This window comes from Paenibacillus sp. KS1, from assembly GCF_001680695.1.
Lineage (GTDB): Bacteria > Bacillota > Bacilli > Paenibacillales > Paenibacillaceae > Paenibacillus_B > Paenibacillus_B suaedae.
This window is the reverse complement of the sequence record NZ_MAIS01000002.1, coordinates 107,025-133,113: the sequence shown is the minus strand read 5'-3', so window position 1 is coordinate 133,113 and position 26,089 is coordinate 107,025. Positions and strand designations below refer to the sequence as shown.

Annotated in this window: 21 protein-coding genes; 12 read left to right on the top strand and 9 right to left on the bottom strand. The window is 49.3% G+C overall.

The window, feature by feature from the left end:
• Positions 1-16 precede the first annotated feature (16 nt).
• From BBG47_RS01385 to BBG47_RS01365, 5 genes are all read left to right on the top strand, one after another.
• Complete coding sequence (locus BBG47_RS01385; protein ID WP_094183114.1) at positions 17-1,654, top strand: alpha-glucosidase; 1,638 nt, start codon at positions 17-19, stop codon at positions 1,652-1,654.
• 19 nt (positions 1,655-1,673) lie between these two features.
• On the top strand, positions 1,674-2,621 hold the full coding sequence (locus BBG47_RS01380) for an MTP-1 family protein (RefSeq protein WP_065290214.1): 948 nt from the start codon (positions 1,674-1,676) through the stop codon (positions 2,619-2,621).
• 37 nt (positions 2,622-2,658) lie between these two features.
• A complete protein-coding gene (locus BBG47_RS01375; protein WP_065290213.1) occupies positions 2,659-3,720 on the top strand; it encodes a BtaManbiosPhlase in 1,062 nt (353 codons plus the stop codon).
• Between the two features lie 73 nt (positions 3,721-3,793).
• A complete protein-coding gene (locus tag BBG47_RS01370; protein ID WP_065290212.1) occupies positions 3,794-6,358 on the top strand; it encodes a beta-mannosidase in 2,565 nt (854 codons plus the stop codon).
• A 66-nt stretch (positions 6,359-6,424) separates the two neighbouring features.
• Positions 6,425-7,432, top strand: coding sequence for a zinc-dependent alcohol dehydrogenase family protein (locus BBG47_RS01365; protein WP_065290211.1), 1,008 nt, complete (start codon positions 6,425-6,427; stop codon positions 7,430-7,432).
• 172 nt (positions 7,433-7,604) lie between these two features.
• Here the strand turns inward: BBG47_RS01365 and msrA are convergent, their stop codons facing one another.
• Positions 7,605-8,189, bottom strand: a complete 585-nt coding sequence (msrA, locus tag BBG47_RS01360) for a peptide-methionine (S)-S-oxide reductase MsrA (protein ID WP_175400461.1) — start codon at positions 8,187-8,189, stop codon at positions 7,605-7,607.
• Between the two features lie 182 nt (positions 8,190-8,371).
• On the opposite strand from msrA, the gene BBG47_RS01355 reads away from it, so the two are divergent.
• Positions 8,372-9,136 (top strand): AAA family ATPase, encoded by a 765-nt coding sequence (locus BBG47_RS01355; protein ID WP_065290210.1) that lies wholly within the window; start codon positions 8,372-8,374, stop codon positions 9,134-9,136.
• Positions 9,137-9,557: 421 nt separating this feature from the next.
• On the opposite strand, the gene BBG47_RS01350 is transcribed toward BBG47_RS01355, so the two are convergent.
• The 3 genes from BBG47_RS01350 to BBG47_RS01340 all read right to left on the bottom strand — a co-directional run bounded on the left by BBG47_RS01350 (position 9,558) and on the right by BBG47_RS01340 (position 13,458).
• Positions 9,558-10,637 (bottom strand): M42 family metallopeptidase, encoded by a 1,080-nt coding sequence (locus tag BBG47_RS01350; RefSeq protein ID WP_021256256.1) that lies wholly within the window; start codon positions 10,635-10,637, stop codon positions 9,558-9,560.
• A gap of 144 nt (positions 10,638-10,781) precedes the next feature.
• Positions 10,782-12,500, bottom strand: coding sequence for a phospho-sugar mutase (locus tag BBG47_RS01345; protein WP_065290209.1), 1,719 nt, complete (start codon positions 12,498-12,500; stop codon positions 10,782-10,784).
• Positions 12,501-12,684: 184 nt separating this feature from the next.
• Positions 12,685-13,458 carry a class I SAM-dependent methyltransferase gene (locus BBG47_RS01340; RefSeq protein WP_065290208.1) on the bottom strand — a complete coding sequence of 258 codons (774 nt, stop codon included), beginning with the start codon at positions 13,456-13,458 and terminating at the stop codon, positions 12,685-12,687.
• Between the two features lie 232 nt (positions 13,459-13,690).
• Here BBG47_RS01340 and BBG47_RS01335 point away from each other — a divergent pair, with 232 nt between their 5' ends.
• Positions 13,691-14,362, top strand: a complete 672-nt coding sequence (locus BBG47_RS01335) for an N-acetylmuramoyl-L-alanine amidase family protein (protein ID WP_065290207.1) — start codon at positions 13,691-13,693, stop codon at positions 14,360-14,362.
• Between the two features lie 167 nt (positions 14,363-14,529).
• Here BBG47_RS01335 and BBG47_RS01330 read toward each other — a convergent pair whose 3' ends face one another.
• The 3 genes from BBG47_RS01330 to BBG47_RS01320 form a co-directional block, all read right to left on the bottom strand.
• Entirely contained in the window at positions 14,530-15,249 is a 720-nt protein-coding gene (locus BBG47_RS01330; protein WP_083189023.1) for a pirin family protein, read from the bottom strand.
• Positions 15,250-15,373: 124 nt separating this feature from the next.
• Positions 15,374-15,772 (bottom strand): DoxX family protein, encoded by a 399-nt coding sequence (locus BBG47_RS01325; protein ID WP_090511878.1) that lies wholly within the window; start codon positions 15,770-15,772, stop codon positions 15,374-15,376.
• A 108-nt stretch (positions 15,773-15,880) separates the two neighbouring features.
• Positions 15,881-16,345 carry a MarR family winged helix-turn-helix transcriptional regulator gene (locus BBG47_RS01320; protein WP_065290206.1) on the bottom strand — a complete coding sequence of 155 codons (465 nt, stop codon included), beginning with the start codon at positions 16,343-16,345 and terminating at the stop codon, positions 15,881-15,883.
• A 200-nt stretch (positions 16,346-16,545) separates the two neighbouring features.
• Here BBG47_RS01320 and BBG47_RS01315 point away from each other — a divergent pair, with 200 nt between their 5' ends.
• The 5 genes from BBG47_RS01315 to BBG47_RS01295 all read left to right on the top strand — a co-directional run bounded on the left by BBG47_RS01315 (position 16,546) and on the right by BBG47_RS01295 (position 22,193).
• Complete coding sequence (locus tag BBG47_RS01315; RefSeq protein WP_065290205.1) at positions 16,546-18,075, top strand: spore germination protein; 1,530 nt, start codon at positions 16,546-16,548, stop codon at positions 18,073-18,075.
• Positions 18,076-18,084: 9 nt separating this feature from the next.
• Entirely contained in the window at positions 18,085-19,341 is a 1,257-nt protein-coding gene (locus BBG47_RS01310; protein ID WP_254659724.1) for a Ger(x)C family spore germination protein, read from the top strand.
• Positions 19,341-19,574, top strand: a complete 234-nt coding sequence (locus BBG47_RS01305; RefSeq protein ID WP_065290203.1) for a hypothetical protein — start codon at positions 19,341-19,343, stop codon at positions 19,572-19,574. The genes BBG47_RS01310 and BBG47_RS01305 overlap by 1 nt, the downstream gene beginning before the upstream one ends.
• 28 nt (positions 19,575-19,602) lie before the next feature.
• A complete protein-coding gene (locus BBG47_RS01300) occupies positions 19,603-20,706 on the top strand; it encodes a GerAB/ArcD/ProY family transporter (protein WP_065290202.1) in 1,104 nt (367 codons plus the stop codon).
• 245 nt (positions 20,707-20,951) lie between these two features.
• Entirely contained in the window at positions 20,952-22,193 is a 1,242-nt protein-coding gene (locus BBG47_RS01295) for an MFS transporter (RefSeq protein WP_251485742.1), read from the top strand.
• A 157-nt stretch (positions 22,194-22,350) separates the two neighbouring features.
• Here BBG47_RS01295 and BBG47_RS01290 read toward each other — a convergent pair whose 3' ends face one another.
• Together BBG47_RS01290 and BBG47_RS01285 are read right to left on the bottom strand one after the other, a co-directional pair.
• Positions 22,351-24,069, bottom strand: a complete 1,719-nt coding sequence (locus BBG47_RS01290) for a response regulator (RefSeq protein ID WP_254659723.1) — start codon at positions 24,067-24,069, stop codon at positions 22,351-22,353.
• Between the two features lies 1 nt (position 24,070).
• Positions 24,071-25,930 (bottom strand): cache domain-containing sensor histidine kinase, encoded by a 1,860-nt coding sequence (locus BBG47_RS01285; protein ID WP_065290200.1) that lies wholly within the window; start codon positions 25,928-25,930, stop codon positions 24,071-24,073.
• Between the last annotated feature and the right edge of the window lie 159 nt (positions 25,931-26,089).

Sequence of the window (26,089 nt, the reverse complement as noted above, 5' to 3'; positions counted from 1 at the left end):
AATGGGAGTGGAGAAAGTGGAGACACCTTGGTGGAAATCTGCCGTGTTTTATGAAATCTATATGCCGAGCTTTTGTGATGGAAACGGTGATGGAATAGGAGACTTTGCTGGTATTGTATCCAAGCTTGACGAGCTTCAGGAGCTCGGCGTCGAAGGCTTATGGCTGACGCCTTTCTATCTATCGCCCAAGGTGGACAATGGCTATGATATCGCCGATTATACGACCATCGATCCGGACTACGGAACGATGGTCGATTTCGACACTTTCATTCGTGAGGCGCATGATCGCGGTTTTAAGGTCATCGTTGACCTTGTACTGAATCATACGTCTGTGGAGCATCCGTGGTTTAAAGAATCTCGATCATCGCAGACGAATCCGAAGCGCGATTGGTATATATGGAAAGATCCAGTCGAAGGGGATGTCCCTAACAATTGGGAATCGTTCTTCGGCGGGCCCGCGTGGGAGTATGACGAATCGACGGGACAATATTATTACCATGCATTTGCGAAGGAACAGGTCGACTTGAATTGGGCCAATCCTGACGTACGCACGGCGATGAAGGAAGTTATGGGTTTTTGGCTTGATAGGGGCATCAACGGTTTCCGTCTCGATGTCATTAACTTCTTGAAAGTATCCGGAGAATTTCTTGATAATCCGTACGATGCGGCAGGCGAGCAGCAGCATGTGCACGATAAGGACCAAGCTGGCATCTTGGATGCGATTGCCGAGATATGCGCGTACGTGCATGAACGGGAAGGGGCATTCATGGTTGGCGAGATCGGCTCGGAGGATATGGACGTATTGAGCCGTTATAGCGGCAAAGGGCTGCTTGACGTCGTATTCAACTTCAATCTAGGCAGTCAGGAGACATTCTCGTTCGATCGTCTCTATACAGAGTTGCAGAAGATGGAAGAGGTTCATGCATCTGATCAAGTGCCGACGCTATTCTTTAGCAGCCACGACATGCCGCGGCACATTTCACGGTTCGGCGATGGAAATCCAGAGCTGGAGGAGAAACGTGCGAAGCTGATCGCCACGCTGATGTTGACCGCAAAGGGTGTGCCGTTTCTCTATTACGGTGACGAGATTGGGATGCGCGATTTCGTGGCTGAGACAATCGAGGATATGCGTGACGTTCAGGGGCTGACCGCGTATCAGCTGGCGCTTGCGAACGGCAAGTCCTCCGAAGAGGCGCTGCATATGGCCAATGCGAAGTGCCGGGACAAATCCCGTACGCCGATGCAATGGACGGAGGAGAAATTCGGCGGCTTCTCGGATGCTGAGCCATGGATTGGCATGGGGCCGCAGCATCGTCTGTTGAACGTAAGAGCAGAGAAGCAGCGTCCAGATTCTATTTATCAATTTTACCGGAAGCTAATCGCACTCCGGCGCCGGCATCCGGCACTTCATGGAGGCTATTATGCCTTGATGGAGCGGCGTGAAGACACGTTGCTATACGTTAGGCGCGCAGCTGGCGAAGAAGCACTCGTGGCGCTTAACTTCGGTGCGAAGCCATTGGCGCTGTCGTCTGACCTTCGAATAGCAGGTAACCCGTACTTGGCCTTATCGAATTATCGTGAAACGGCTGAAGATTTCGGTTCATTCATCCTTCGTCCGTATGAAGCGGTCGTCTGGATAAGCGAGACTAACTAATGAAGGAGATATGTCCGTCATGGAATTAATCAAAGGCAGTGTAAAGACGTGTGAAATCCTACTGCAGGAATATATGGCGCATAACCAGCTGGCACAGAACGCAGAGAAGCTGTCGTTTACCGGGGTTGGCGACAAGGACGTATACAATATTACGGCTCCATTTGAAGATGCAGGTGAACTGGTCATTGCTGGACGCGTCGAATCACGTGACAGCGAATTTTCCGAAGTTCGTTTCTTTGTTGAACAGAACGGGGAATGGGTACCGCGTGAAGGTGCACCAACATTCGAACTTCAGGATCCGTTTCAAACGCGAATCGGCGGCGAGCTCGTACTCGGCGGTGTGCAAATTTATCCGCATCCGACACAGGAGAACGCGCTTATGTGGCGCACAGTGTTCTACAAAGGGAAGAGCATCGCAGAGCTGAAGCCTTTCTTCAAGGGACCGAACGGAATGAAGGATTTGCGCATTGTTGAGCTTCAAGATGGCAGCGTTGGCGTCTTTACCCGCCCACAAGGAGAAAAAGGCGGCCGTGGAAAAATTGGCTATTCTCGTGTGAATCGCTTGGAGGATCTATCCATTGAGCTGATTAACAATACTTCGCTGCTTGACGGACAATTCATTGACGAAGAGTGGGGAGGCGCTAACGAAGCGCACCTGCTAAGCGATGGTCGAATCGGTGTACTTGGTCATATCGCCAACTTCGATGCACAAGGGGATCGTCACTATTACCCGATGGTATTTGTTCTCGACCCAGCAACGGGCAAGTATTCCGATATCAAGCTCATCGCTGTTCGCAATAAATTCTTGCCAGGTGCCGCGAAGCGTACTGATCTTGTAGATGTCGTATTCAGCGGTGGACTCGTGCGCAACGGAGATGGTACGGCAGTGCTGTATGCCGGCATAAGTGATGCAGAAGCACATCGTTTGACGATAGCGGATCCGTTTCAAGAGTTTGAACAGGCATAATAGTATTTACTATTTTACAGCTTAAGGAGTCTACAATATGAATATCTATCGTTATGAAGAAAATCCGATCATTACGCCAGCTGACGTCAAGCCACACCGTGACGACTTCGAAGTCATTGGTGCGTTCAACGCGGGCGTTGCAACCTATAATGGCGAAGTGCTGTTGCTTCTGCGTGTAGCGGAGCGTCCGATCAGCAATGATCCGCACATCGTAAAGGCACCTCTGTTCAATCCAGAAACGAAGAAGCTGGACATTATTGATCTTCGCATAGATGATGAACGCTATGATTTCTCGGATCCGCGTGTGATCCGCAACAAGACACTGAACGCGACTTTCGAATATTTGACTTCGATTTCTTATATTCGCATTGCGCGCAGTAAAGATGGACATAACTTTATAATCGATGAAGCGCCATTTGTATATCCGTCTACGGAATTTGAGACGTTCGGTATTGAAGATCCACGGGTAACGCAGATTGGCGATACGTACTATATCTATTTCTCCGCCGTATCCCCGGTAGGAATCGGTGAATCAATGGTATCGACGAAGGACTTCGTGAACGTGACGCATCACGGAATGATTTTCGGCCCAGACAATAAGGACGTGCTTATTTTCCCGGAACAAATCAACGGCAAATATTATGCGCTGCACCGTCCGACGATGAAGAGCATCGGCAACCCGGAAATTTGGATTGCAGAATCGGATAACTTGCTGTACTGGGGCAATCATCACCATCTGGCTGGCTTGCGTCCGGGCATGTGGGATGGCGGCCGCATGGGCGGCGGCGCTGTGCCGTTCAAGACAGAGAAGGGATGGCTGGAGCTGTACCATGGAGCGACGAAGGATCATCGTTATTGCATGGGCGCCGTTCTGCTGGACTTGAATGATCCGACGAAGGTAATTGCCCGTTCCGATAAGCCAGTGATGGAGCCGGAAGCGGATTATGAGAAGAATGGCTTCTTCGGCGATGTCGTCTTTTCTTGCGGAGCTATCATAGAAGGCGACACGGTGAAGATGTACTATGGCGTAGCAGATACATCGATGGCCTGCGCTGAGCTAAGCGTCAAAGAAATTTTGGACAGTTTAACATACTTATAAACGAATTTAGAACAAAGAAACGTTAAAGCGCCAAAACCAGAAGGTTTTGGCGCTTTCTGAATAGGAGCACGAGATGAGATTAACTGATAACTGGAAGCTGCGCGATTTCAACGTTGGCGAAGCGCGTGACTTAGAGGTAGCCTCCCCTGACTATATCGATTATTTCTGGATGACGACGCAGGTGCCTGGCGATGTGCATACGACCTTAATCGAAAGAAACATTATTGATGATCCGTTCTATGGGCATAACGACCAGAAGTGCCGCTGGGTCGAGGAGAAGGTGTGGTGGTACCGCACGGTGTTCACTTGGGACGGCGAACGGGAAGCTGGAGAGCGGATGGAGCTTGTGTTTGAGGGGCTTGATACGTTTGCAACCGTCTATCTGAACGGAGTCGAGTTGGGCTCGACAGACAATATGTTCATTAGCCACTCGTTCGAGGTAACAAGAGAGCTTAATAAGGGTAAGAATGTGTTGGCGGTTAAGATCGATCCGGTTCATTTGTATGCCAAAGACAAAATTCAGTATTACTGGTCCGGGTTCAGCAAAAAGCGGATTTGGACGCGGAAAGCACAAAGCCACTATGGCTGGGACTGGGGACCGCGTCTTGTCTGCGCGGGTATCTGGAAGGACGTTCATCTCGTCAAGCGCCGCCATGGCTATGTAGACAACGTGTTTGCACGTACGTCAGAAGCGAAGGACGGGGAAGCAGTTGTAGACGTGACTGTCGATGCGCGGGTGTTCGACCGTAGCGAGGCATTCCTCGCAGAAGTAGAATTGCTTGATGCGCAAGGGAATCCTGTCGCGTCGCAATCGATTCCGCTTGACCGCGGCCTGGGCTTCATACAAGACGGTGCCATTTGCGCGCAAGGACGATTCGGTGACGTGCGTCTGCATGTCCCGAATCCGACGCTATGGTGGACACATGATCTGGGTGAACCTTACTTGTACCAGTTAAAGGTAACGCTTCGGAGTGGCAGCGAAGCAGTTGACACATGGCAGCAGCAGTTCGGTATTCGCACGCTGGAATTGATGCTGCACAACGAAGCAGGGGAGCATGCCTTCACGTTCGTGCTCAACGGTGTGAAGCTGTTCGCGAAGGGCGCGAACTGGATTCCAATCGACAGCTTCATTGCTGCAGTGCCGGATGACCGGTATACACGGCTAATTCGCATGTCGGTAGAGGCCAATATGAATATGCTGCGCGTGTGGGGCGGCGGCTTCTACGAGCGTGACATTTTCTATGACGAGTGCGATCGGCTTGGCCTGCTTGTATGGCAGGACTTTATGTTCGCCTGTGCGCTCTATCCGGACTATAACCGCAACTTTATGGACAATGTGCGACGAGAAATCGATCAGGTCGTCAAGCGGCTGCGCAGCCGGACTTGCCTCGCGTTGTGGTGCGGCAATAACGAGAACGACTGGCTGTACGAGGCGCTGTATTCAAGTGGTGAAATTCCGCATCCATTCTATGGTGAGAAAATATATCACGAATTGATGCCAGCTCTGCTGGAGACGCTTGATCCGACGCGCACGTTCTGGCCGAGCTCGCCGTACGGGGGCAACGACCATAATTCCCGTGAGGTTGGAGACACTCATAACTGGCAAGTATGGCACGGCAACATCGAGCCGCGTGTGTTTGGTCAGCCGCAGGTGCAGGACTATAGCGTAGAGGGATTGTCATTCAAAAAGTTCAAAGGCGATACGACGAAGTTCGCAAGTGAATTCGGTATGCACGCATCTTCCAACCGCTATACGCTGCATCGTAATATTCCGGAGAACCAATTCTTCTGGGGCAGCGAAGAGATGATGTACCGCAATAAGGATATCCATCATCCAAAAGGCATTCTCCTTATGGAAGGATATACGGGCGCGCCTACAAATATAGAGGAATATATGAACTACTCTATGCTGACGCAGGCTGAAGGCTTGAGATACGGTATTGAACATTACCGCCGCAATAAGCCGGATACGAGTGGCGCATTATTCTGGCAGCTGAACGACTGCTGGCCAGGTACGAGCTGGTCGGTCATCGATTACTATGGACTGCCGAAGGCATCGTATCATTACGCTCGCAAGTTCTTTGCGCCTGTGCTGCTGACAGCGGATCACGACGCTGGACAGGATCTCAATCTGTGGGTGCTGAACGATCGATTGGAAGCTTATGAGGATACAGTTCGCCTGACCGTATATATGATGGATGGAACGGTACTGAGTGAATACAGCTTCGATGTGTCCGTAGCGGCGAACAGCAAATTACAGGCTGCCGTGCTGTCCGAGGCAGAACTGACGAATGGGGCCGATCCGACAGAGGTCGTATGTGTCTTGTCCTCGGCGAATGGCTTGCTGGATGATAATTTCGTTTATTTGCGCAATTACAAGGACATGCGCTTCGATGCCGTGAAGCTTAAGGTTGAAGCGGATGAGGCAGCGAGCGTTATCCGTATAAGTGCGGATCGTGTTGCGCGCATGGTCAAGATCGAGCTCGATGAGGAATGGATCGTGATGAGCGACAACTTCTTCGATCTGCTGCCTGGACAGGTTAAGGAAATACAAGTCTCGCAATCCGAAGGAAAGAGCATTCCATGGAATACACTGCGTGTATCTGCATTGAATGAAGTTGTAGATAGCGCCAGATAACAATGGCGAGAACAGCGTGGCTAGTAACAGTATAACGACATTATTTTGAGAAAAGGGATGAGGAGCATGAAGGCGGCAGTTCTTCGTGGAACAAAAACCATAGAAGTTACAGAATGGGACGAACGCCAGCTTGGCAAGGATGAGGTACGACTGCGGGTCGCTTGCTGCGGAATTTGCGGCACCGATCAGCATATTTATCATGGTCATCCGGGATCAGCGGAGGTAACGCCGCCGATCGTGCTCGGGCATGAACTGGCCGGAACAGTCGAGGCTGTAGGTGTGAAAGTTACGAATTTGCAGCCGGGTGATCGGGTGTCGGTCGATCCGAATATGTACTGCGGATCATGTGAATTTTGCCGTGGAGGCCGTGCTCACTTGTGTGAGCGTCTGCAGGCGATTGGCGTGACGCGAGACGGCGGCATGGGTGAGTGGTGCATCGTTCCCGCTGCCAACTGCTATAAGCTACCGGAGCAGGTCAGTTTGATAGAAGGGGCGATGGTCGAGCCGCTCGGCTGCGTGCTGCATGGGTTCAAGAAGCTGGAGCTGCGAGCGAATCAGCACGTGATCATTGCGGGTGGCGGCTTCATTGGCCAGCTGTTCCTGCAGCTTGTCAAAGCTGCTGGTGTTGCACGCATTACCGTCATTGAGCCGGTTGTGCAGAAGCATGGGTCGCTGCTGGCACTCGGCGCACATGCGGTTGTATCGCCAATAGATGGAGGAGCGGACGAGCTGCGGAACTCTGCAGACGTCGTTATCGAATGCGTCGGCCGGTCTGAGTCAGTTGAGTTGGCATGTGCAGCTGCACGCAAAGGCGGCCAGGTGCTGCTCTTCGGCGTCGCTGCCCCGGATGTGCGCGTGAGTATTTCACCATTCGAAATTTTCAGCAAAGAGCTGCGCATTATGGGATCGTTCATCAATCCATACACACACGAGGAAGCAATTACGCTTATTGCGCAAGGAATTGTACGCATCGAGCCGCTTATCAGCCATCGCTTCCGTATGGGAGAGTTGCCGGACATCATGTCGCGCTATCCTCAGCTGAATGTGACAAAAGGTGTTATCATGCACGAATAGCAAGTAGCCATTGTTCAACCTATATAGATGCCTGCAATATGGAATAATCGAAACAGCCGCCCCGGCTCTTTGCTTGGGCGGCTGTTTCAATCTGAGAGCGGAGGCCAAAGTCTAATGTGTTCACCTCGTTATATGTGGTTAGTGGAATACCTTCCATTAATGCAACATAGCTCTAATTGGACATGTTCCAGTGCTGAGCAATGAATTCGTCACGACCAGACTTGGCACGATCCGCCTTATAATGTTCCGGCTCTTTGCGATAATAGTCCTGATGATGGTCCTCCGCGGGATAAAATGGAGTGGCATTGCGAATAGATGTGATAATGGACTTATCGAAACGGCCGCTTGTATCCAGCGCGGCCTTGGATGCCTCCGCCAAGCGGCGCTGCTCATCGGTATGCGTGAAGATGGCAGTCGTATAAGATTCCCCGCGATCGTGGAACTGACCTCCGTCATCCGTGGGGTCGATTTGCATCCAGTACAGATCGAGAATAGTCTCATAAGAAATGATGTCTGGATCATACGTGATTTGTACGGCCTCCAGATGGCCGCTAGTCTGCGATTTAACTTGTTCATAGGATGGATTGGAAATGTGTCCGCCCGTATATCCGGATACGATGCGATGCACGCCCTCCCACTGATCAAACGGCTTAACCATGCACCAGAAGCATCCTCCTGCAAATGTAGCGGTTTCGATTCTGTTGTTCTGTTCATTCCGCCCATTAACTTTGAGAGTAGTGGGTTGTCCCGCAGGCATTGACATCGTAGTTGCCCTCCCTGTTCACAATAATAGATAATATTCTATATTCACGGCTACCTATCTACATAAATTCAGATAAATGATCTACATGAACGCTTATCTGACGCATTCAGAAATGGGAATACCGCTTTTTAACAGTGTACCGCGGGAAGACTCAACTGCCAAGGAGTGATATGAATATGAACTTCGGTCTCGATCCATTTCCGCTCTATTTGCGGCATATAACATTGCTGCGCGAACTAGTACCATCCTTTCATGAATACCCCTTTGCCCTCGCTGCTATCCGCCCTTTTACCCAGCTTTCTTTTCGCAAGCCCGTAACCTTTATTGTCGGGGAGAACGGAACAGGAAAATCCACATTGCTGGAAGGAATGGCAATTGCCTGGGGATTTAATCCGGAAGGCGGATCCTTGAATTTTTCATTTGAAACCTCGGCCACGCATTCGGTGCTGCACCGTTATCTCCGGCTCTCACGAGGAATACAGCGTCCACGAGACGGATTTTTCTTGCGTGCGGAAAGTTATTACAATGTAGCGACGAACATAGAGGAGCTTGATGCAAGCGAGTCGCCAGGTCCAAAAATCAAAGAGTCGTATGGGGGGGAATCGCTTCATGAGCAGTCTCACGGAGAATCGTTCCTGAATACGTTCCTGCACCGTTTTGGCGGTCGGGGGATGTACATGATGGATGAGCCCGAAGCCGCATTATCGCCGCTGCGGCAGATGACGCTGCTTGCACGGATGCATGAACTGGTTGGCAAGCAGTCTCAATTCATTATTGCAACCCATTCTCCCATTTTAATGTCCTATCCCGACGCGGATATATGGCAGTTGGATGAGGAGGGCATTCGTCAGGTTGCGCTGGAAGAGACGGATCATTACATCATTACCAAGAGCTTCATGAATGATCGGGATGCTATGCTTCGGACGCTGTTCAATGATTGAGATACATTACGTTATCACATTGCGATCAGCTTGGACAGGTACGCGGTACGTGACAACGGGGATGTTGATTGGCTGTCCACGGGTCACGATTACGGGTATGTCCTATTGTAAGATAGATACGCTCATTATGGGGTGACACACCTATGATTAAGTGCTAACGTTCGGTACATACACCCCTACGAGGACAAAGAGGCTTATGTATTGACGACGATCGTAAATGGCACGACAGCATCACACGATGCGCACGTTCCAGTTGCTTGGAACGCACAGCTATTCAACTGGTCTAGTAGAGCTCCGTTATTCCAAATAATCCTTAATCCGATACCATAATAAGAGCGCAGTCGTTGTTCAGATACAACGTTCTGCGCTCTTATTAAATCGATTTCGTTTACATGTTGCCGATTTGGTTTAAAAAATATCGTTACGAACGCTCTACGATCGTGTTGTACGTTGTGCGGTCAGTATGCTTCACCAATTGAACAAGAAGTTCCTTCGCTGCGTCGATATCATCTGTATGAACGATCGAAGCAGGTGTGTGGATATATCGTCCGCATACGCCGATGACCGTCGAAGGAACACCCTTGTTGCTCAAATGCACTTGGCCAGCATCTGTTCCGCCTGGAGATACAAAATATTGATACGGAATGCGATATGTATCCGCAATATCTTGGATGAATTCCACCAGACCGCGATGTGTAATCATCGTAGGGTCGAGGATGCGAAGCAATGCACCTTTGCCGAGATGACCGAAGGAATTCACATCACCAGTCATATCATTTGCTGCGCTGCAATCCAGTGCATAGAAGATATCCGGCTGAATCAAGTTGGCAGATGTACGGGCACCTCTAAGACCAACCTCTTCTTGAACAGTTGCACCGCAGAACAGTGTGTTTGGAAGCTTGAATTGTTCACGATGAAGTTCCTTCATCAATTCAATGGCAAGTCCAACACCATAACGGTTGTCCCATGCTTTGGCCATAATTTTCTTCGGATTAAGCAAGGGAGTGAACTTGCAGACTGGAACGATTTGTTGTCCAGGGCGAACGCCTGCCTGTTCAGCTTCTTCACGGCTGTCCGCACCAATGTCGATGTACATATGCTTCACGTCTACAGGCTTGTTCGCTGTAGCTTCGTCAAGCAGATGCTTCGGAATGGAGCCTACAACACCTGGAAGCGGGCCGTTTGGCGTAATAACTTCGACCTGCTGGGCAAGTACAACTTGTCCCCACCAGCCGCCAAGCGGTTGGAACTTCAGCATCCCATTTGGTGTAATTTGCGTGATCATGAAACCAACTTCATCTAGATGGCCGGCTACCATAACGCGAGGGCCTTGCTCGTCGCCACGCATAACGCCGAAGACACTGCCGAGTGCATCATGCACGAATTCATCTGTATATTTGGATAATTCGGTTTTTACCAAGGCACGCAGTTCCCGTTCGAAGCCGGGAGCAGAAGGGAATTCCGTCAGCGTGCGGAATAATTCTAACGTTTCCTGTTGCATGGGATTGCTCCTTTCATCACTAAAGCCTGTTCATCATTTTAGTATGAACCGATTTGATGCAGGATGCAAGCATGATAACGCCGTCCTGTAGAGAAAGCTAGGACGGCGTAAAATATATCTATTTGATTAAAACAATAATGGATATTAAGATTGCGCTTGAATAAATGCATCGATACGCGACATTACGTCTTCCGATACGCGCTGCAAACGTGCCGCAGCATCTTCGCCAGTCGAGCCCTTCACGGCGAAGTACATCTTAATCTTCGGTTCTGTTCCGGATGGACGGAGGCAGAACCAGCTGCCATCCTCGAGGTGGAACTTCAGTACATTTTCCTTCGGCAGATCATATAGGCCTTGTGCGAAGTCTTCAGTCAAGGTGATGGCCACACCGCCTGCTGTAGAAGGAGCATCTTCACGCCAATTATTCATAATACCTTGGATGATCGCTACGCCTTCCACACCTTTCAACGTACGTGTTTGCAGTCCTTCGAGATAATGACCGTGCTGCGCATACAGATCTTGCAGAACTTCGTACAGTGTCTTGCCTTGTGCTTTGTAATAAGCGCCAGCTTCACAGATGAGCATAGCTGCGATAACAGCATCCTTATCGCGTGCATAGTTGCCTGCCAAATAGCCATAGCTTTCTTCGTAGCCGAAGATGAAGGTATGCTCGCCTGTGCGATCAAATTCTGTCATTTTCTCGCCGATATATTTGAAGCCAGTGAGCGTGTTAAATACAGTCATGCCGAAGGATTGAGCGATTGCTGCACCGAGCTCACTCGTTACGATCGTTTTGATCACAGCTCCGTTCGCCGGCAATGTCCCCTTGGTCTTCATCGCGTCTAGCAAATAATGCACCATAATCGCTCCGGACTGGTTGCCGGTCAGCACGACATATTCACCGTCCGCATTCTTCACAACAGCACCCATGCGGTCTGCATCCGGGTCTGTACCCATGATAATGTCCGCATCCCAAGATTTAGCCTGCTCGATGGCAATGCTGAATGCCTCGCGCTCTTCAGGGTTTGGCGACTTCACAGTAGGGAAGCTGCCGTCTGGCAGCTCTTGCTCTGCCACGACTCGAACCTGCTGGAAGCCGATGCGATCCAATACGGCGCGTACGGGCTTATTGCCTGTACCATGAAGCGGCGTAAACAGTACACGGAACGAATCGCTAGATGAGCGAATGATATCTTCATTTTGGCTGACAGAAGCCACGGCATTTATATATGCTTCGTCCATCTCTTGCCCAAGCCACACGAGGAGTCCCTGTGCTTCTGCTTCCTCGCGGCTAAGCTTCTGAATGCTCGCGAATGATTCGATGCCGCGAATTTCAGCAATGACGCGTGATGCTGTTTGTGGCGTGATTTGTCCACCATCGTTGCCGTATACTTTGTACCCGTTGTACTCTGGCGGGTTGTGGCTTGCCGTTACCACGATGCCTGCGCTTGCCTTTAGGTTCCGCACAGAGAAGGACAGCTCAGGAGTAGGGCGCAGACTTTCGAACACATATGCCTTTACGCCATTGCCCGCTAGAACCAAGGCCGCTTCAAGCGCGAACTCTGGAGAGAAGTGGCGAGAGTCGTAAGCGATCGCGACGGAAGGAGCAGCTTCTTCTGCCTTCAAATATTGGGCAAGACCTTGAGTTGCTTTGCCTACTGTATATACATTCATGCGGTTGCTCCCCGCGCCAATCACGCCGCGCAAGCCACCTGTACCAAATTCCAAGTCTTTATAGAAACGGTCTGTAATTTCTCGTTCGTTGCCAGCAATCTGCTGCAATTCTGTCTTCGTCGCCTCATCGATGTGCGCATCGTTCAACCACGCATCGTAGGCCTGCTGTGCACGCAGTGCAGTGTCCATTCGTGAAATCCTCCTTCAACAAAATCATTTACCTAACGGTTACTTATCCTATTGTACTGGATAATGAAGCTACCTGCATGTGTAAAAATCATAGATTCCTTTTTATTCCTGAATGTGTGTAGTCTGTTGAACAATGAAACAAATATATGATTCACAAAGCGAATTGATGCTTTCGTACATGCTTCTACACCTTGCGGCAGATGACGATCATTGATGATGAAGCTTGCAACGGCTCGGCAGACCAATTTCCATATAAATGGAGAAGTTCAAACCCGTTCAATTCCAGAAGTCTTGCCAGCTCTTGTGGATACGTGTATCGAAGATGAATGGTCGATGTACGTTTCATCACTGTCTTCTCTCCTTCACGGAAACGGCGGATTATCGTATAATGCTGAATTTGTGTCACAGGGTCGTATACCGATTGCGTGTACACATCGCATTGCTTCTGCGAGCCAATAGTTATGGAGCGCCAGTATTCCTCTTCCTGCGGTTGAAGCAGCTCATCCGAGGTTGGAAAACGTGTATCGAAGACGAATATCCCGTTATCTGAAAGCAGGCTGCGGACTGACTGCAGGAGGCGATTTTGCAGTTCATTGGTTAGGAAATGTTGAAACGAATTGCCTACCATATAGGCAAAAGGCGCTTCTGTGGCCAGATTCAAAGCCGTTAGATCCTGCTGCATCCATTGGATGCTTATGTCTGAACGTTGTGACGCCTTCGCACGGGCTTGCTCCAGCATTCCTTCGTGAAGATCAATGCCGATCACGGCATATCCGGCCTCGGCAACTGGTATTGTTAATCGCCCTGTACCACAAGCTAAATCCATAATAGGGCCAGCATTCACTGCTTGCTGTTGAATCCAGGTGAGAAGCAGGGAAAGTTCTGGACAGCCCTGATTTTCAATATCATATAATGCAGGATCCTCATATTCAGATAAATCCCATTCAGTGAAGGTCATAATAAGCTCCTTTGCATACAGAATATAACTATAGGTGAATTGTAGTTCTTGGTAATTGTTGTGTCAATTTTGCTAGTATAAGAGGCAGCAATAACAATGAAAGCGCTGCTGTAGCCACTTTCTCCAAGAAAGTGGCTTTTTTCTTTACCCGATCTTTATCTCATCTTGATATGAGGCTAGTAAACTAGTTTCATCAACGAGATCGATAGAGAAGGGAAGAGGTAGTCTACGAATGAAAAGATTGTCCATGGTATGTTTATCGGCGCTCCTATTATTGGGGCTCTCGACTTATATTTATATGCAGGATGTACACGGTTCGAAAGAGGAACATGTCCTACTGCGCTCACCTGAGGGCGGAGGACAGCAATTAGAAGGGAAGACGATTGTTCTTGACCCTGGCCATGGGGGACACGATCCAGGCTCGGTTGGCCAGCAGGGGACGCTGGAGAAGGATGTGACGCTGCAGACCGTTCAGGCGATCAAGCGCGAACTACAGCGACGGACAGGCGCACAGGTCGTGGTTACACGAGAGCAGGATGAGACAGTATCTTTGCAACAGCGAATTGATGTCGCTGAAGAGAAGTCAGCGGATCTCTATGTAAGCGTCCATTATGATGCTTTCGATACGGGAGAAGCCGAAGGAATGACAACCTACTATTACGATGATAGCAATTGGCAGCTGGCCAACACGATGCATGAGCATCTGAAGCAGAGCCTCAATATGAGAGATCGTGGTGTTCATGTAGGAGATTACATGGTGCTGCGGGATAATTCAAGACCGTCGATTCTGCTTGAGCTTGGATATATCTCCAATCATGACGATGAGCAGCGAATGAAGTCGCAAGCTTTTCAAGAACAAGCAGCCAATGCAATTGTTGATGGAATCATAGACGTGCTGCGATAACAACGCAAGGGAGAGTAAAAGAGAGTAGGATACAGGCACAAACACAGATGCAAGTTGCGTAGACAGCTCCGGTTATGCGGATATAGATCAAAAATAAGAGATGCGCGATGGCGCATCTCTTATTCTCTTTATTATGAATTGGGAAGGGGGCAAAATAGAGAAAATGATTAAGGCAAATCGATGACCATTACATGAGTGCCTGGTTTGAAGTGGAACTTCATCGTATCGGCATTCTCGATACGAGCTGCATCACGACGATGCAATACTTCACCGTCCTCGAAGCCAACTTCGCCTTCCATCACGAATACATACAGGGAGCGGTTCGGTCGTTGTTCAATAGTTACTTCTTCTCCCTCTGAGAATTGGCCCAAGTACATCGTCATATCTTGATGAATATGGGCAGTTCCAAGTTCCTCTGCGTGATTGGATACGACCGGAAGCAGACGGTTCTGGATCGAATCCAAGCTGTACGTATGTGTCTCGTAGGATGGATCGATTCCGAGACGCTCCGGCATGAACCACAATTGCAACAATTCAAGCGGCTCAGAGCTGGACGCATTTGCTTCACCATGGTAAATTCCTGTTCCGGCGCTCATGCGTTGAATTTGACCAGGTACAATAATTTCGCGGTTGCCCGTGCTGTCCGTATGCTCCAGCTCACCTTTCAAGACGACGGTTACTATCTCCATGTTTTTATGCGGATGCAGATCGAACCCAGTGCCTGCCGCAATATGGTCGTCATTCAAGACGCGCAGTGCGCTGAAGTGCATATTTTCTGGATCGTAGTAATCAGCGAAGGAGAAGCTGAAGTACGTCTTCAACCAACCGTGGTTATTGTGATAGCGGTCTCCTGCGCGTTGGATGGAACGTTTCATTGACGTGTTCATTGTAAAGTCCTCCCACTATGGTTAATAATCTGTACGATTTGGCTTCAGTAGTTGTATGCCTTGGTACAAAGAGAGTAATTAATAATTGCGTTAGTGAACAATTAATAAATGGATAATGCTGAAGTTACAACAATGCATCCAGAGACAATGAGCCTGCGCCAATCAGTGCAACGCCGATAGCAGCTGCAATCAGCATCACGTTGTATTCAATCCCGTTCGAAGTTACCCAGTAGCCGTTCGCCCCATGAACCTTCACAATCGCAACAAGCATCGTACCGACAATAAATGCCGCGCCAAGCCATGTGAGGAAGCCGAGTCCGAACAGCAAGCCGCCAGCAAGCTCAGTTAATCCAGCCATCAGTGCCATGAGTGGTCCAGGACGCATTCCGATAGACTCGAACCAGCCGCCTGTACCTTTAATTCCGTAACCGCCAAACCACCCGAACAGCTTCTGTGCTCCGTGTCCCATCATCGTCAATCCAATAACGAGACGAATAATCAATAATCCGTAATCTGCCAACATTTTATATTCCTCCTAAAGTAATGTTTGATTTGATTGCAAAACACTTGTACCAAGAATCTTTAATTCGAGATATTAGTTCGAAGGAATACCCTTCTCTGTTGAAAAGGGCTACTTCGGTGAAGGGACGCTCTGTCCCAGTTGTTTTAGCAAGCTGATCAGTTGATCCTTGTCTTCCGTAGGCATTCCATTCACTGCCTCATGAAGGGCCTTCGCATGCCGTGGGAATATGTCGCCAATGACTGCTTCTCCTTCAGGTGTCAGTTCAGCGTATATGACGCGACGATCTTTCTCGCAAGGTCTTCGCTGCAGGAACCCCTTCTTCACGAGCTTATCGATCACATAGGTCATTGTGCCGCTTGCCAGCAAAATCTTGCCGCCAATCTGCTGGATAGGGGTTGCACCCTTATGATAGAGCAATTCCATGACCGCAAATTCGGACGGATTGAGCTCATAATGCTTCATATCCTGCTGGGCATAATCCATTAAAGCCTTGGAAGCACGGGATAAGACAACGAACAGCTTCAGTGATTGCTGAATCTCGGGATCGAATGCATCCGTACGAGGTCTGGTCATCTGTCATTCACCACCTTTATGTTAAGGAATTTCAATATCTTGAAAAGTAATATCTTTAATTCGAGATAAATATATCATGATCAAATCCCGATGTCAACTCATAATTTTCAGCTGTACATGCAAACCTATATTGGGAGAAGACGGAGACTCGGTACAGAGTCGGTATTCAGTGCAGGGAACTTCGAAGGAGGTAGGGTTTTATGCCTACAACAGAAGAGCAGCATAACGGAACTGCTCAAGCAGGTATGCCGCAAAATGTGGAATGGTCCTCTTATGGAGAACACAATGTTGCCTTCTTAAAAGATTGCTTTCAGCAGTGTGAAGACATGATTTTTTACAACTTCGAATTGCAGGGAGGCAAGAAGGCTACCTTATGCTATCTGGATGGTCTAACGGATACGGCGATGCTGGATGAACATATTATTGAACCGTTGAAGCAGCGTTATCCGGATCAGACAGACTCCGCTAATGTCCTGGTAGAGGATATTCTGCGAACCGTTACGGCTGTGAAGGCGATGCCGATTTATTCTATGGAGACTGCGATAGAAGCGATCCTATCAGGCTTGGCGATTCTCATTCCGCATCGGGCTGCAGCCGGCTTCACCATAGATGCTATAAAGTTTGACAAGCGCGGTGTATCAGAACCGACTGCCGAATCCGTCATTCGTGGCCCGCGTGATGGGTTCGTAGAGACATTGCAGACAAATGTTGCTTTGCTGCGTCGCCGTATCAGAACACAACAATTAAAAATGGAGTCATTAAAGCGCGGCGCGTTGACCCACACCGAAATCCGGTATGCCTACATCGAGGGGATTGCTGATCCCGACTTAGTGGAAGAGGTGCGTAGACGCTTGCAACGCATCTCCTTGCAAAGCGTGCTGGACAGCGGGTATGTGGAAGCATGTCTGGAGGATAAGCCTGCTTATCTGTTTCCTCAAATCGTAACGACCGAGCGTCCGGATGTAGCTGCCTCCCACTTGTTGGAGGGACGGATTGTTATCATTGTGGATGGTTCGCCTGTCGTTCTCATCGCTCCAGGGCTGTGGGCTTCTTTCATGCAGTCGCCAGAGGACTACTACCATCGTCATTACTTCGGCACTCTCATCCGTTGGTTGCGTTATGTTTGCTTTCTTATTTCAATGCTCGGACCGTCCCTTTATGTCGCTATTATTACGTATCACCAAGAGATGATACCCACCGAGTTAATATTAACGATGGCGAGGGCGCGTAGCCAGATTCCATTTCCAGCACTTGTTGAGGCGTTGTTAATGGAAATCATGTTCGAAGCAATTCGCGAAGCAGGCGCACGTTTGCCTCAGCAGGTTGGATCTGCGGTCAGCATCGTGGGTGCGCTCGTCATCGGTCAAGCGGCAATATCGGCTGGACTTGTATCTGCACCGATGGTAATGGTCGTATCCATTACGGGTGTATCCTCGTTCCTTGTGCCTCATTACAACATGGGCATAGCGGTTCGGATGTTGCGTTTTCCGATTATGCTATTTTCGGGATTTCTCGGCTTGTTTGGGTTGATAATGGCAGTTATTTTGCTTGCGACGCATCTGTTGAAACTCAAGTCATTTGGTGTTCCCTATTTATCGGGCATTGCTCCTATGCGTAAAAACGAGCTGAAGGATATTCTGCTTCGCGTTCCCGTGTGGAGTGAGGATACGCAGATCGAGCGTATGTCGTCGGCAGGGATAAACGAGGGAGTAGATAGGTCAAAGTCGTAAGGAAGGTTTATGAAAATAAATCAAAAAAGCTTGCTATACAGCGGCAATACGGAGAAAAGAGGTGAAAGTATGGGCTTGCGCAAGGACTCTCGGAACATAGTCAGACTGGTCGTTCTGTGTTGGTTATGGATAATCTTGGCTGGTTGCTGGGATCGGACAGAAATTGAGCAGCTTTCGATCATTCTTGCCGCTGGATTGGACAAGGACGGAGATGGCGATGTAAAGATGACCTTGCTGGTGTACATTCCGAAAGAAGGAGGAGGTGGCGGAACGACGCCTGGCGACAGTAAAAAAAATGGCGGCGGAGGCACGACCACTGTATTCTCTGCTAAAGCAAAGACACTGGGTGAGGCGGTATTTAAGCTTCAAAATAAGATGCCGCGATATATTTTCTGGGGTCAGACCGAAGTGTATGTCATCAGCAAAAAATTAGCTGAAGAGGGATTACTTAAACATTTCGACTTTTTCCTTCGATATCAGAATCCACGGGAGAATGCACTGCTGTTTATTGCGGACGGCAAGGCAAGCGAAGTCCTGAAGTCATTACCGCAGCTTCATCACGATGTCGCTGAATTGTTCAAAGATTTGGGGAAATCGCGATCCGTATGGAATGTGACGCTGCTTGATTATATGAAAATGATGGCTGGGGACTCGACAATGGCTTTTGCGCCATACGCTGAATGGAAGGAGAGCGAGCTTGGCATTCAGGCTCCCTCTATTGAAAAGTTGGCCGTTTTTAAGAAGGATCGCTATATTGGAGAGATTGGCGGCCAAGACATGATTGGCGTGATGTGGCTGCGTGGTGAGCAGAAACGGTTAACTGTTTCCTTTTGTAAGGAAGGAGATAGCAAGGACTGTTTGTCCCTGCGCGTTCATCGTAATTCCATTACATTTGACCCCTACTGGGACGGTAAGCAACTGACGATGCGCGTAAAGCTAGTCGCCTTTTTGGACATGATCCAGAATAACACGAAGTTGGACGTATCGGATGCGGATCAGACGAAACAAGTGGAATCAAAAACGGAGGCGAACATTGAACACCTCATCAAACAATCCATCAAGTGGACGCAGCAGAGACTGAATACGGATGTGCTCGGATTCGCATCTCGTATACATCGGAAATATCCTGCTCAGTGGAAGAAGCAAATCCGATCCAATTGGGAAAAGATTTATGCCGATATGAGGACAGAAGTACGCGTACATGCCGTTATTGAACGTCCGGGTAGTATCACAAGTACGATCGAGCAGAAAGCAGGGGTTCAATAATGGGAGTCTATTTTTTGTCGGGTATGGGGCTTCTGCTTCTCGCAAATTTCATATTTGAATGGAGAATTCGAAGCAGGACGTCTATTCGAGAAAAGCGGGTATTTGTTATTATTTGGAGTCTGGCGTGGCTTGTCGTGCTGTTGGTCAGTGAATTCCCGCAACGGACAACCCCACGCCAATGGATAGATTTCATCTATAAGCCGCTGCTGTTGTGGTTGAAACATCCGTCTTGATTCTAAGGAAAAAGGAGGTTGCAGGGGGATGGAACAAGGGAAAATAACATGGCCGCAGCTATGCATGCTGATGTACTTAATGGTATGCGCTACTGCAGTGCTCGTGATTCCGACGGTAGCCTCTCAGATAGCCGGACGCGATGCGTGGTTAACTTCAATCATCAGTTCTTTAGCGGGATTTATTTCGCTCTATGTCGGTATGCGGCTAAATCGATACTTTCCCGATAAGACTATGGTAGAATATGGGCCGATTCTCATTGGCCGTTGGGCAGGGGGGTTGGCAAATGGGATCCTGATGTTCTATCTGCTGCATGGGGCGGGAACCATACTTCGAGAGTATGGGGAGTTCATCGTGGGATCGCTGCTGCTGCGTACACCGGAGATGGTCATTAGTACGGTACTCATTTTCGTATGCGCGGTAGCAATTCGAGGGGGAGTTGAGGTCATTGGCAAATTCGCATTGATTATTGCACCTTTGTTCATGGTCTTGCTGCTGTGCATCCCGTTGTTCCTTCTTCCCGTATTGAACGGTACAGAGATGTTCCCCATATTGAACAATGGGTGGAAACCGGTTTTGCATGGGTCGATAACGCCGGCAACCTGGTTTCTGGAATTTGTGCTGATTGGCTTTTTCCTCCCCTTTGCGATAGGCAAGCGCAGCCGTTGGAAATGGAGTGTAGCCCCTGTAATACTTATGCTAATCACGATGGTCGTTACGAATTTATTATGCTTGTTCTTATTCGGTCCGTTAACGTCGATGTTTACATTTCCGGTGTTTGTGGCATCTCGTTATATCAGTCTTGCCGACTTTTTTGAGCATGTAGAAGCAATCGTGGTCGTGTTGTGGGTGTTGGGCGGCTTCGTGCAAATTGCTACATGGTATTACATGCTCGTGCTTGGTACCGCCCAATGGCTGAAGTTAAAAGATTATCGGTCTATCATATTTCCACTCGGTGTGTTGATCATTGCGATGAGCTTTTGGACTGCAGATAATTTGCAGGATATGGTCGATCTTTTCATGACGACAGAGCCATTATTCGCGGCAACTGTGCTGTTGTTGTACCCGCTGCTGCTTCTGATTATCGCATGGTGGAAAAAGAGACGGGCTTTACATAAGGAAACACGAGATTAATGCCGTAATTTCTAACTAATTAGCGAATGCTTCTCTTTGAGGCGGCTCATGCCGCTGCGATGTTGAAATTTCGGTGATGCAATGCGGCAGTCTCGATTGACGATGATGGTGCTAGAAGGTAGAATGACGGTGATTTCACAAAGTAACCGCTTTCGAGCGGTACCTGACAAGTACAAGGAGTGTGCATCGTCATTACTACAACCAGGTCTCGTCACAAGCGCAAATTTTCCGATAGTCGGAAATATTTGTGGATAGGCACACTGGAGGGAGCTAACGCAGTCGTTACCCTTACTTTGCTCGGCGGCCCGTTCCTAACCGGATATTTATTGTATTTAGGCGCATCCTCAAGTCAGATCGGATTTATACTGTCCATCACGACATTTGTGAATGTCCTGCAAATTGCGATTGCTTACTTGCTGCAGCGGGTGCATTCGCCGAAGTGGACGCTGATTGGGTTAGTTGCTGTGCATCGACTTACGTGGGCGGCAACGGGATTGATTCCGTTTCTGTTCGACAAGGGCTTATGGATCACGGTGTACATGATCATGTATACGGTGGCGTTCGTTGCCAATGCGGGAGCGGGTATCATATGGACCAACTTTATGGGGGATATGGTTCCTGCTTCGGTTCGAGGGAGATACTTCGGTATTCGCAATACGATTGTCAACGCGGTAGGGAGCTTAGCGCTGTTTATTGGCGGGCAGATTCTTAGCGCCTATCCCGGAGGAAAAGGCTTCGAAATTATATTTATGATTAGTTTGGTATTTGCGCTGTGCAATATCGGCATGTTCTTCTTCTACCCGAACTTGCCGATGACGCGATCGACAGAAACGAACCTGATATCGATGGTGAAGAAGCCGCTGCGTGATCGTGCTTTTATGATGCCAGTGCTGTTCTTGTCAGTATGGCTGCTGTTCCAAAATATGATATTGCCCTTCTTCTCCTATATGATGCTGGAGTTGCTTGGGGTTGGTTATGATCAAGTATCGATCATAACAGTCGTACAGACGGTAGTAGGCATGTGCAGCCTCTATGTATGGGGCAATTTGAACGCGAAGTACAGCAATAAGTTTTTGCTGTTGTGCACACTGCCGATCATTGCTATGTCTTGTTTGGCTTGGTCGCTTACGGCATGGATTCCGACGTTCGAGGCGCTGCTCATCGCACATAGCTTAGTTGGGATTGGGGTAGGCGGCTTCAACCAAATGGCATTCAACTTCATTATTGGCGATACGCCGAAGACCGAACGGCCGATGTTCATTGCCATGTATTCAGCGATTACGGGACTGGCCGCTTTCGTTGGTCCGATAGTTGGAGGCTTGCTGTTTGACGGGATTAAGGGGCTGCCGATGTGGTTTCAGACGTGGGGACTTGCGATGCTTCTGGGCGTATGCATGCTGCTTCTTGCGGGGACGCTTGGAAGGCACGTGCTGCTTCGGGAAGGACGGCATGTGAGCCACCGGTCGGAGAAGCAAATCAGCGGCTGAATTGCTCAGCATGTAAGTTGTGTACTAGCTGATTAGATGCATAGCATGGCTATGCCCCTAGAAAATAGCTGTGTTTTTAAAATAAAAGATGGGGCGTTCTATGAGGGTAGCTTTCGCTTCTATTCATGGGACGCCCCTGTTCTACAGGATAGTAAGGTTACGGATTCATTTGCTGCTTGCGATATGTGTTTGGTGACATGCCTTGTGTCTTCTTGAATACTTTACTGAAATATTTCTCATCCTGATACCCAACCATCTCGGCCACCTGAGCGATGCGCAGGTGGGGGTTGAGCAGCAACCGGAGTGCCTTGTCCATGCGAATATTTGTTATATAGTCAGACAGGTTAATGCCGAGCTGCTGCTTGAATTTGCGAGAGATGTATTCGCGGCTTACATAGAAGCGCTGCGCGATATCCTGCAGCGATACCTCCTCATGATAGTGCTGCTCCACGTACTTGGCGATATCATAAATGATGTGCTGTTCTTCCTTCTTTTGCTGCACCAGCAGGCCGGACAGCTGAGTAAGGGAAGACAGCCAGGCCTGCTCCCAGTCTTTCCATGAGAAATCATCCATGCATTCGGGACAATGGAAGTGAATAGACAGCTGATCTGGTGTACCAGCGTGCATCTCCTCAACTGAAGCGGCATCTGGAGCGGCGGCTTGCTCCAACCGCACACGAAAGGCTTCCCACTCCTTCATCCAGCCATTAAGCATATCCGGGGTCAACTGCGACAGCTGCTTCTGTGCTTCGATGAAGACGTGTACGGCTTGGCGGAGCTGTTCTTCATGCCCGCTTAACAGAGCGAGTCTCCATTCCTCCTCGAAGGAGGCAAGTCGGATCTGCTTGGAGACTCCCGTATGCAGAGGGGGAGAAGCGATTCGCGCGGTCTCATCCGCTATTGATTCCGTTGTAACCTTAAACTTATGGATATGCGTTCTATGCATGAGCAAATTGCGATGCATTAACGCATGTTTGGCTTCGGCATATCCGGCGGAGATTCCTGCGGGCAGGGAGAATGAACTCGATACACCGAAGTGCAGTCGGTGCTTGAAGGTCTGTTCCAGCCCGGCATTCAGTTGTTCCAGCACTGCCTCCAGCCGAATGGGAGAGTCCCACATGACGATAATAAGCTCGCCTTCCGGGGCGCCATAGCGGAAAGCGGTGCCGCAAGTCGATACGTGATTACGCTGCCCATCCGATGCGTAGGTCTTGCCGTTCAGCAGTTCATCGGCAATATTGACAAGCGAGTAGAATAGCAGCTGTCTATTATCGCCGAATCTCCCACGCCAATTGACGTGTCCTGCGTGAATTCGAGCTACAGCAAGCCGAGCGCACGTGATGGTTCTAGGGAGATAGAACTCGCGCTGTAATCTGCGCACATTTCCTTCATAGACACAAGGATCGTCCAATAAACCAGACCACAGCTTCTCAGCCAGCATTGGCTTGAATTCGTTGGCTTGCATGCGCTGCTGCTGGCTTGATTGACGAACGTCCTCCTCTTGCATCCATGCGGCGATCGCCTTGCCGATGGCGTTATTGACTGCATCGGGGTCGATTGGTTTCAATATATAATCCATGCCGCCATGCTGCATAGCATGGCGAACGAGTGTGAAATCATCATGCCCGCTGATGGCAATGATCTTGCTTGAAGGAGCATGGCGGCTCATCCACTCCATAAGCGCTGTTCCGCTCATGGTCGGCATCATCATGTCGGTCATGACCAGTTGAGGCTTGTGCTCCTGAATCAGTTCAACAGCCTGCTCACCGTCGGCAGCCTCCATAACCGTATCAATTCCGTGTGTATCCCAGTCTACAAGCAATCGGATTGCATCCCGTACGTGCTTCTCATCGTCTACGATTAATGCCTTCATCATGTTAGTTCTCACGCTCCAATTCCAGCTCTATAACAATACGAGTGCCTTGGGGTTCCTGCTCCTCGACTCTCATCGTAGATTTGCCGTCGGTGAACAGCTGCAGCCGGGCGAGCACATTGACAAGCCCGATACTGGACGGCGAGCCAGATGAAGAATCCGAGACGAATTCGTCCCGTGATAAAGTATGGCTTGTTCGTGTGCCTAGCTGCTCCGGATGTACCTCCTTCAGCCTCTCGTTCAGTTTGATCCGGTGCATCAAGGTCATGCCTCGACCGTTATCTTCAACGATAAGTTCCAGATAGGGGGCAACTATTCCTTGTGTTTGTTCTGCCCGCTCGATATATCTAGTGCGAATAGCAAGCTGCCCACTCGGTACGGAACGGTCTATTCCGTGCTTGAAATAGTTCTCGACGAGAGGCTGCAGCGTCATCTTCGGCACTTGTGTGTCCAGCGTTCGTTCGTCAATATCGAATACGGCTTGGAAAGTGTCTTCGAATCGCTGTAATTGCAGCTGCAAATAGGCCTTCACATGTTCGAGCTCTTCTTGCACGGTTGCTGTGCTCTTGTCCGTATACATGCTGTAGCGCATCATCTTGCCCAGCGCGGTGACAAGCTTATAAATATGCGGCGCATTATGCTGCAGCGCCAGTGTTCCAATCGATTGCAGCGCATTGTTCATGAAATGCGGGTTAATCTGGGCCTGCAGCGCTTTGAGCTGGTTTGATTTGTTCGCAAGCTCAAGCTGATATTCCCGCAAAATAAGGTTGTTGATCATATCCATCATATTGCGGAATCGCTTCAGGACGACGCCGATCTCATCGTTGCTGACAGGCTGGATATCTACGCGCAAGTTCCCTGCTTGCACTTGGTTGATGTAGCGGACGAGCTGACGTATCGGCTTCGTAATGCGGAACGATACGACGATCGTAGCAATAATGATGACAATCAGCGACAGGGCGATGAGCATCATGTTAATGACTGCGGCCTGATTCGCCTCCTGCAGCAAGTACGATTTCGGTATCTTCTTCACGAGCGTCCAATTCGCCAGCGGCGTCGCAACGCGCTCATGAATGAAGATGGCCCCATCCTGCTCGAAGTGGCCACTTTCTTTCTTGTTGATTTGTTCGCGGTTGTACCAACTTGCTTCGAGCTGCTGTCCAATGATTTGTCTGTCATCTGCGTAGAAGACGTGTCCGGAATCATCTAGCAGATAGATGCTTTCCTGCTCCTGCGTGTACAGTTGATCCACAATTTGAGCGAGTGATTCAAGCTTCACATCGACCGACAGCATCCCAATTCGATCGTTGGCAGGGATGCGGTAAATCGGCCGGTGCAAGGTGAATACCTGTACACTCGGGAAGAAGAACGGTGACGACGAGAACCCGTACGTATGGCTTAAATGCGTAGGCTGCATCTGAATGCCGTTCTTCGCATATCGGGCTGTATCCTCATAGAGCTTCGCATCGTAGATGCGCCGAGGCACGCTCTGAATGACCAGCGAGGCGCGCTTCGTTTCGGTGCGATAGAAGTACACCTGCCATATTCCGTTCATGGATGATGCCATATTTTGCAGCGTGACATAGGTGTAGGAATCGAACGTGTAATCGTCATAGCCTCTGTCCAGCTGGCGATAAAATTCATAGTCGGTATAGATCGTTAAGGAGGCACGGTTCAAATTGTCCACGAAATTCGCTAAGTTCGTCTTCCCTTGGAACATTAGCTGATGGCTCTGCTCAATGGCGCGCTTCTCTAGTGAATCCGTCGTATAGCTGTATGAAATGATCATCGTCGCTACAGTCGGGACGATAGTGGCAATGAGCATAAATAAAATAAGTTTGGTACGGATACTGTTCCAACGCATACATTCGCCCCCTCAGATTCACAGTGTAACGCTTACATTGGGAGGGGGTCAATATATTCCACCTTTTCGTTCAAGACCATCTGTGGTAACCGTTTACATTAGCGTGCATACTGAAAGCAACAAGAACGAATAACCTCTATTATTTCTGTTGAAAAGGAG

Excerpts from the sequence above, each read along its gene's own strand:
- BBG47_RS01380 (WP_065290214.1), top strand. The coding sequence starts at position 1,674 with ATGGAATTAATCAAAGGCAGTGTAAAGACGTGTGAAATCCTACTGCAG.
- BBG47_RS01375 (WP_065290213.1), top strand. The coding sequence starts at position 2,659 with ATGAATATCTATCGTTATGAAGAAAATCCGATCATTACGCCAGCTGAC.
- BBG47_RS01370 (WP_065290212.1), top strand. The coding sequence starts at position 3,794 with ATGAGATTAACTGATAACTGGAAGCTGCGCGATTTCAACGTTGGCGAA.
- BBG47_RS01365 (WP_065290211.1), top strand. The coding sequence starts at position 6,425 with ATGAAGGCGGCAGTTCTTCGTGGAACAAAAACCATAGAAGTTACAGAA.
- msrA (WP_175400461.1), bottom strand. The coding sequence starts at position 8,189 with ATGCCTGCGGGACAACCCACTACTCTCAAAGTTAATGGGCGGAATGAA.
- BBG47_RS01355 (WP_065290210.1), top strand. The coding sequence starts at position 8,372 with ATGAACTTCGGTCTCGATCCATTTCCGCTCTATTTGCGGCATATAACA.
- BBG47_RS01350 (WP_021256256.1), bottom strand. The coding sequence starts at position 10,637 with ATGCAACAGGAAACGTTAGAATTATTCCGCACGCTGACGGAATTCCCT.
- BBG47_RS01345 (WP_065290209.1), bottom strand. The coding sequence starts at position 12,500 with ATGGACACTGCACTGCGTGCACAGCAGGCCTACGATGCGTGGTTGAAC.
- BBG47_RS01340 (WP_065290208.1), bottom strand. The coding sequence starts at position 13,458 with ATGACCTTCACTGAATGGGATTTATCTGAATATGAGGATCCTGCATTA.
- BBG47_RS01335 (WP_065290207.1), top strand. The coding sequence starts at position 13,691 with ATGAAAAGATTGTCCATGGTATGTTTATCGGCGCTCCTATTATTGGGG.
- BBG47_RS01330 (WP_083189023.1), bottom strand. The coding sequence starts at position 15,249 with ATGAACACGTCAATGAAACGTTCCATCCAACGCGCAGGAGACCGCTAT.
- BBG47_RS01325 (WP_090511878.1), bottom strand. The coding sequence starts at position 15,772 with ATGTTGGCAGATTACGGATTATTGATTATTCGTCTCGTTATTGGATTG.
- BBG47_RS01320 (WP_065290206.1), bottom strand. The coding sequence starts at position 16,345 with ATGACCAGACCTCGTACGGATGCATTCGATCCCGAGATTCAGCAATCA.
- BBG47_RS01315 (WP_065290205.1), top strand. The coding sequence starts at position 16,546 with ATGCCTACAACAGAAGAGCAGCATAACGGAACTGCTCAAGCAGGTATG.
- BBG47_RS01310 (WP_254659724.1), top strand. The coding sequence starts at position 18,085 with ATGAAAATAAATCAAAAAAGCTTGCTATACAGCGGCAATACGGAGAAA.
- BBG47_RS01305 (WP_065290203.1), top strand. The coding sequence starts at position 19,341 with ATGGGAGTCTATTTTTTGTCGGGTATGGGGCTTCTGCTTCTCGCAAAT.
- BBG47_RS01300 (WP_065290202.1), top strand. The coding sequence starts at position 19,603 with ATGGAACAAGGGAAAATAACATGGCCGCAGCTATGCATGCTGATGTAC.
- BBG47_RS01290 (WP_254659723.1), bottom strand. The coding sequence starts at position 24,069 with ATGATGAAGGCATTAATCGTAGACGATGAGAAGCACGTACGGGATGCA.
- BBG47_RS01285 (WP_065290200.1), bottom strand. The coding sequence starts at position 25,930 with ATGCGTTGGAACAGTATCCGTACCAAACTTATTTTATTTATGCTCATT.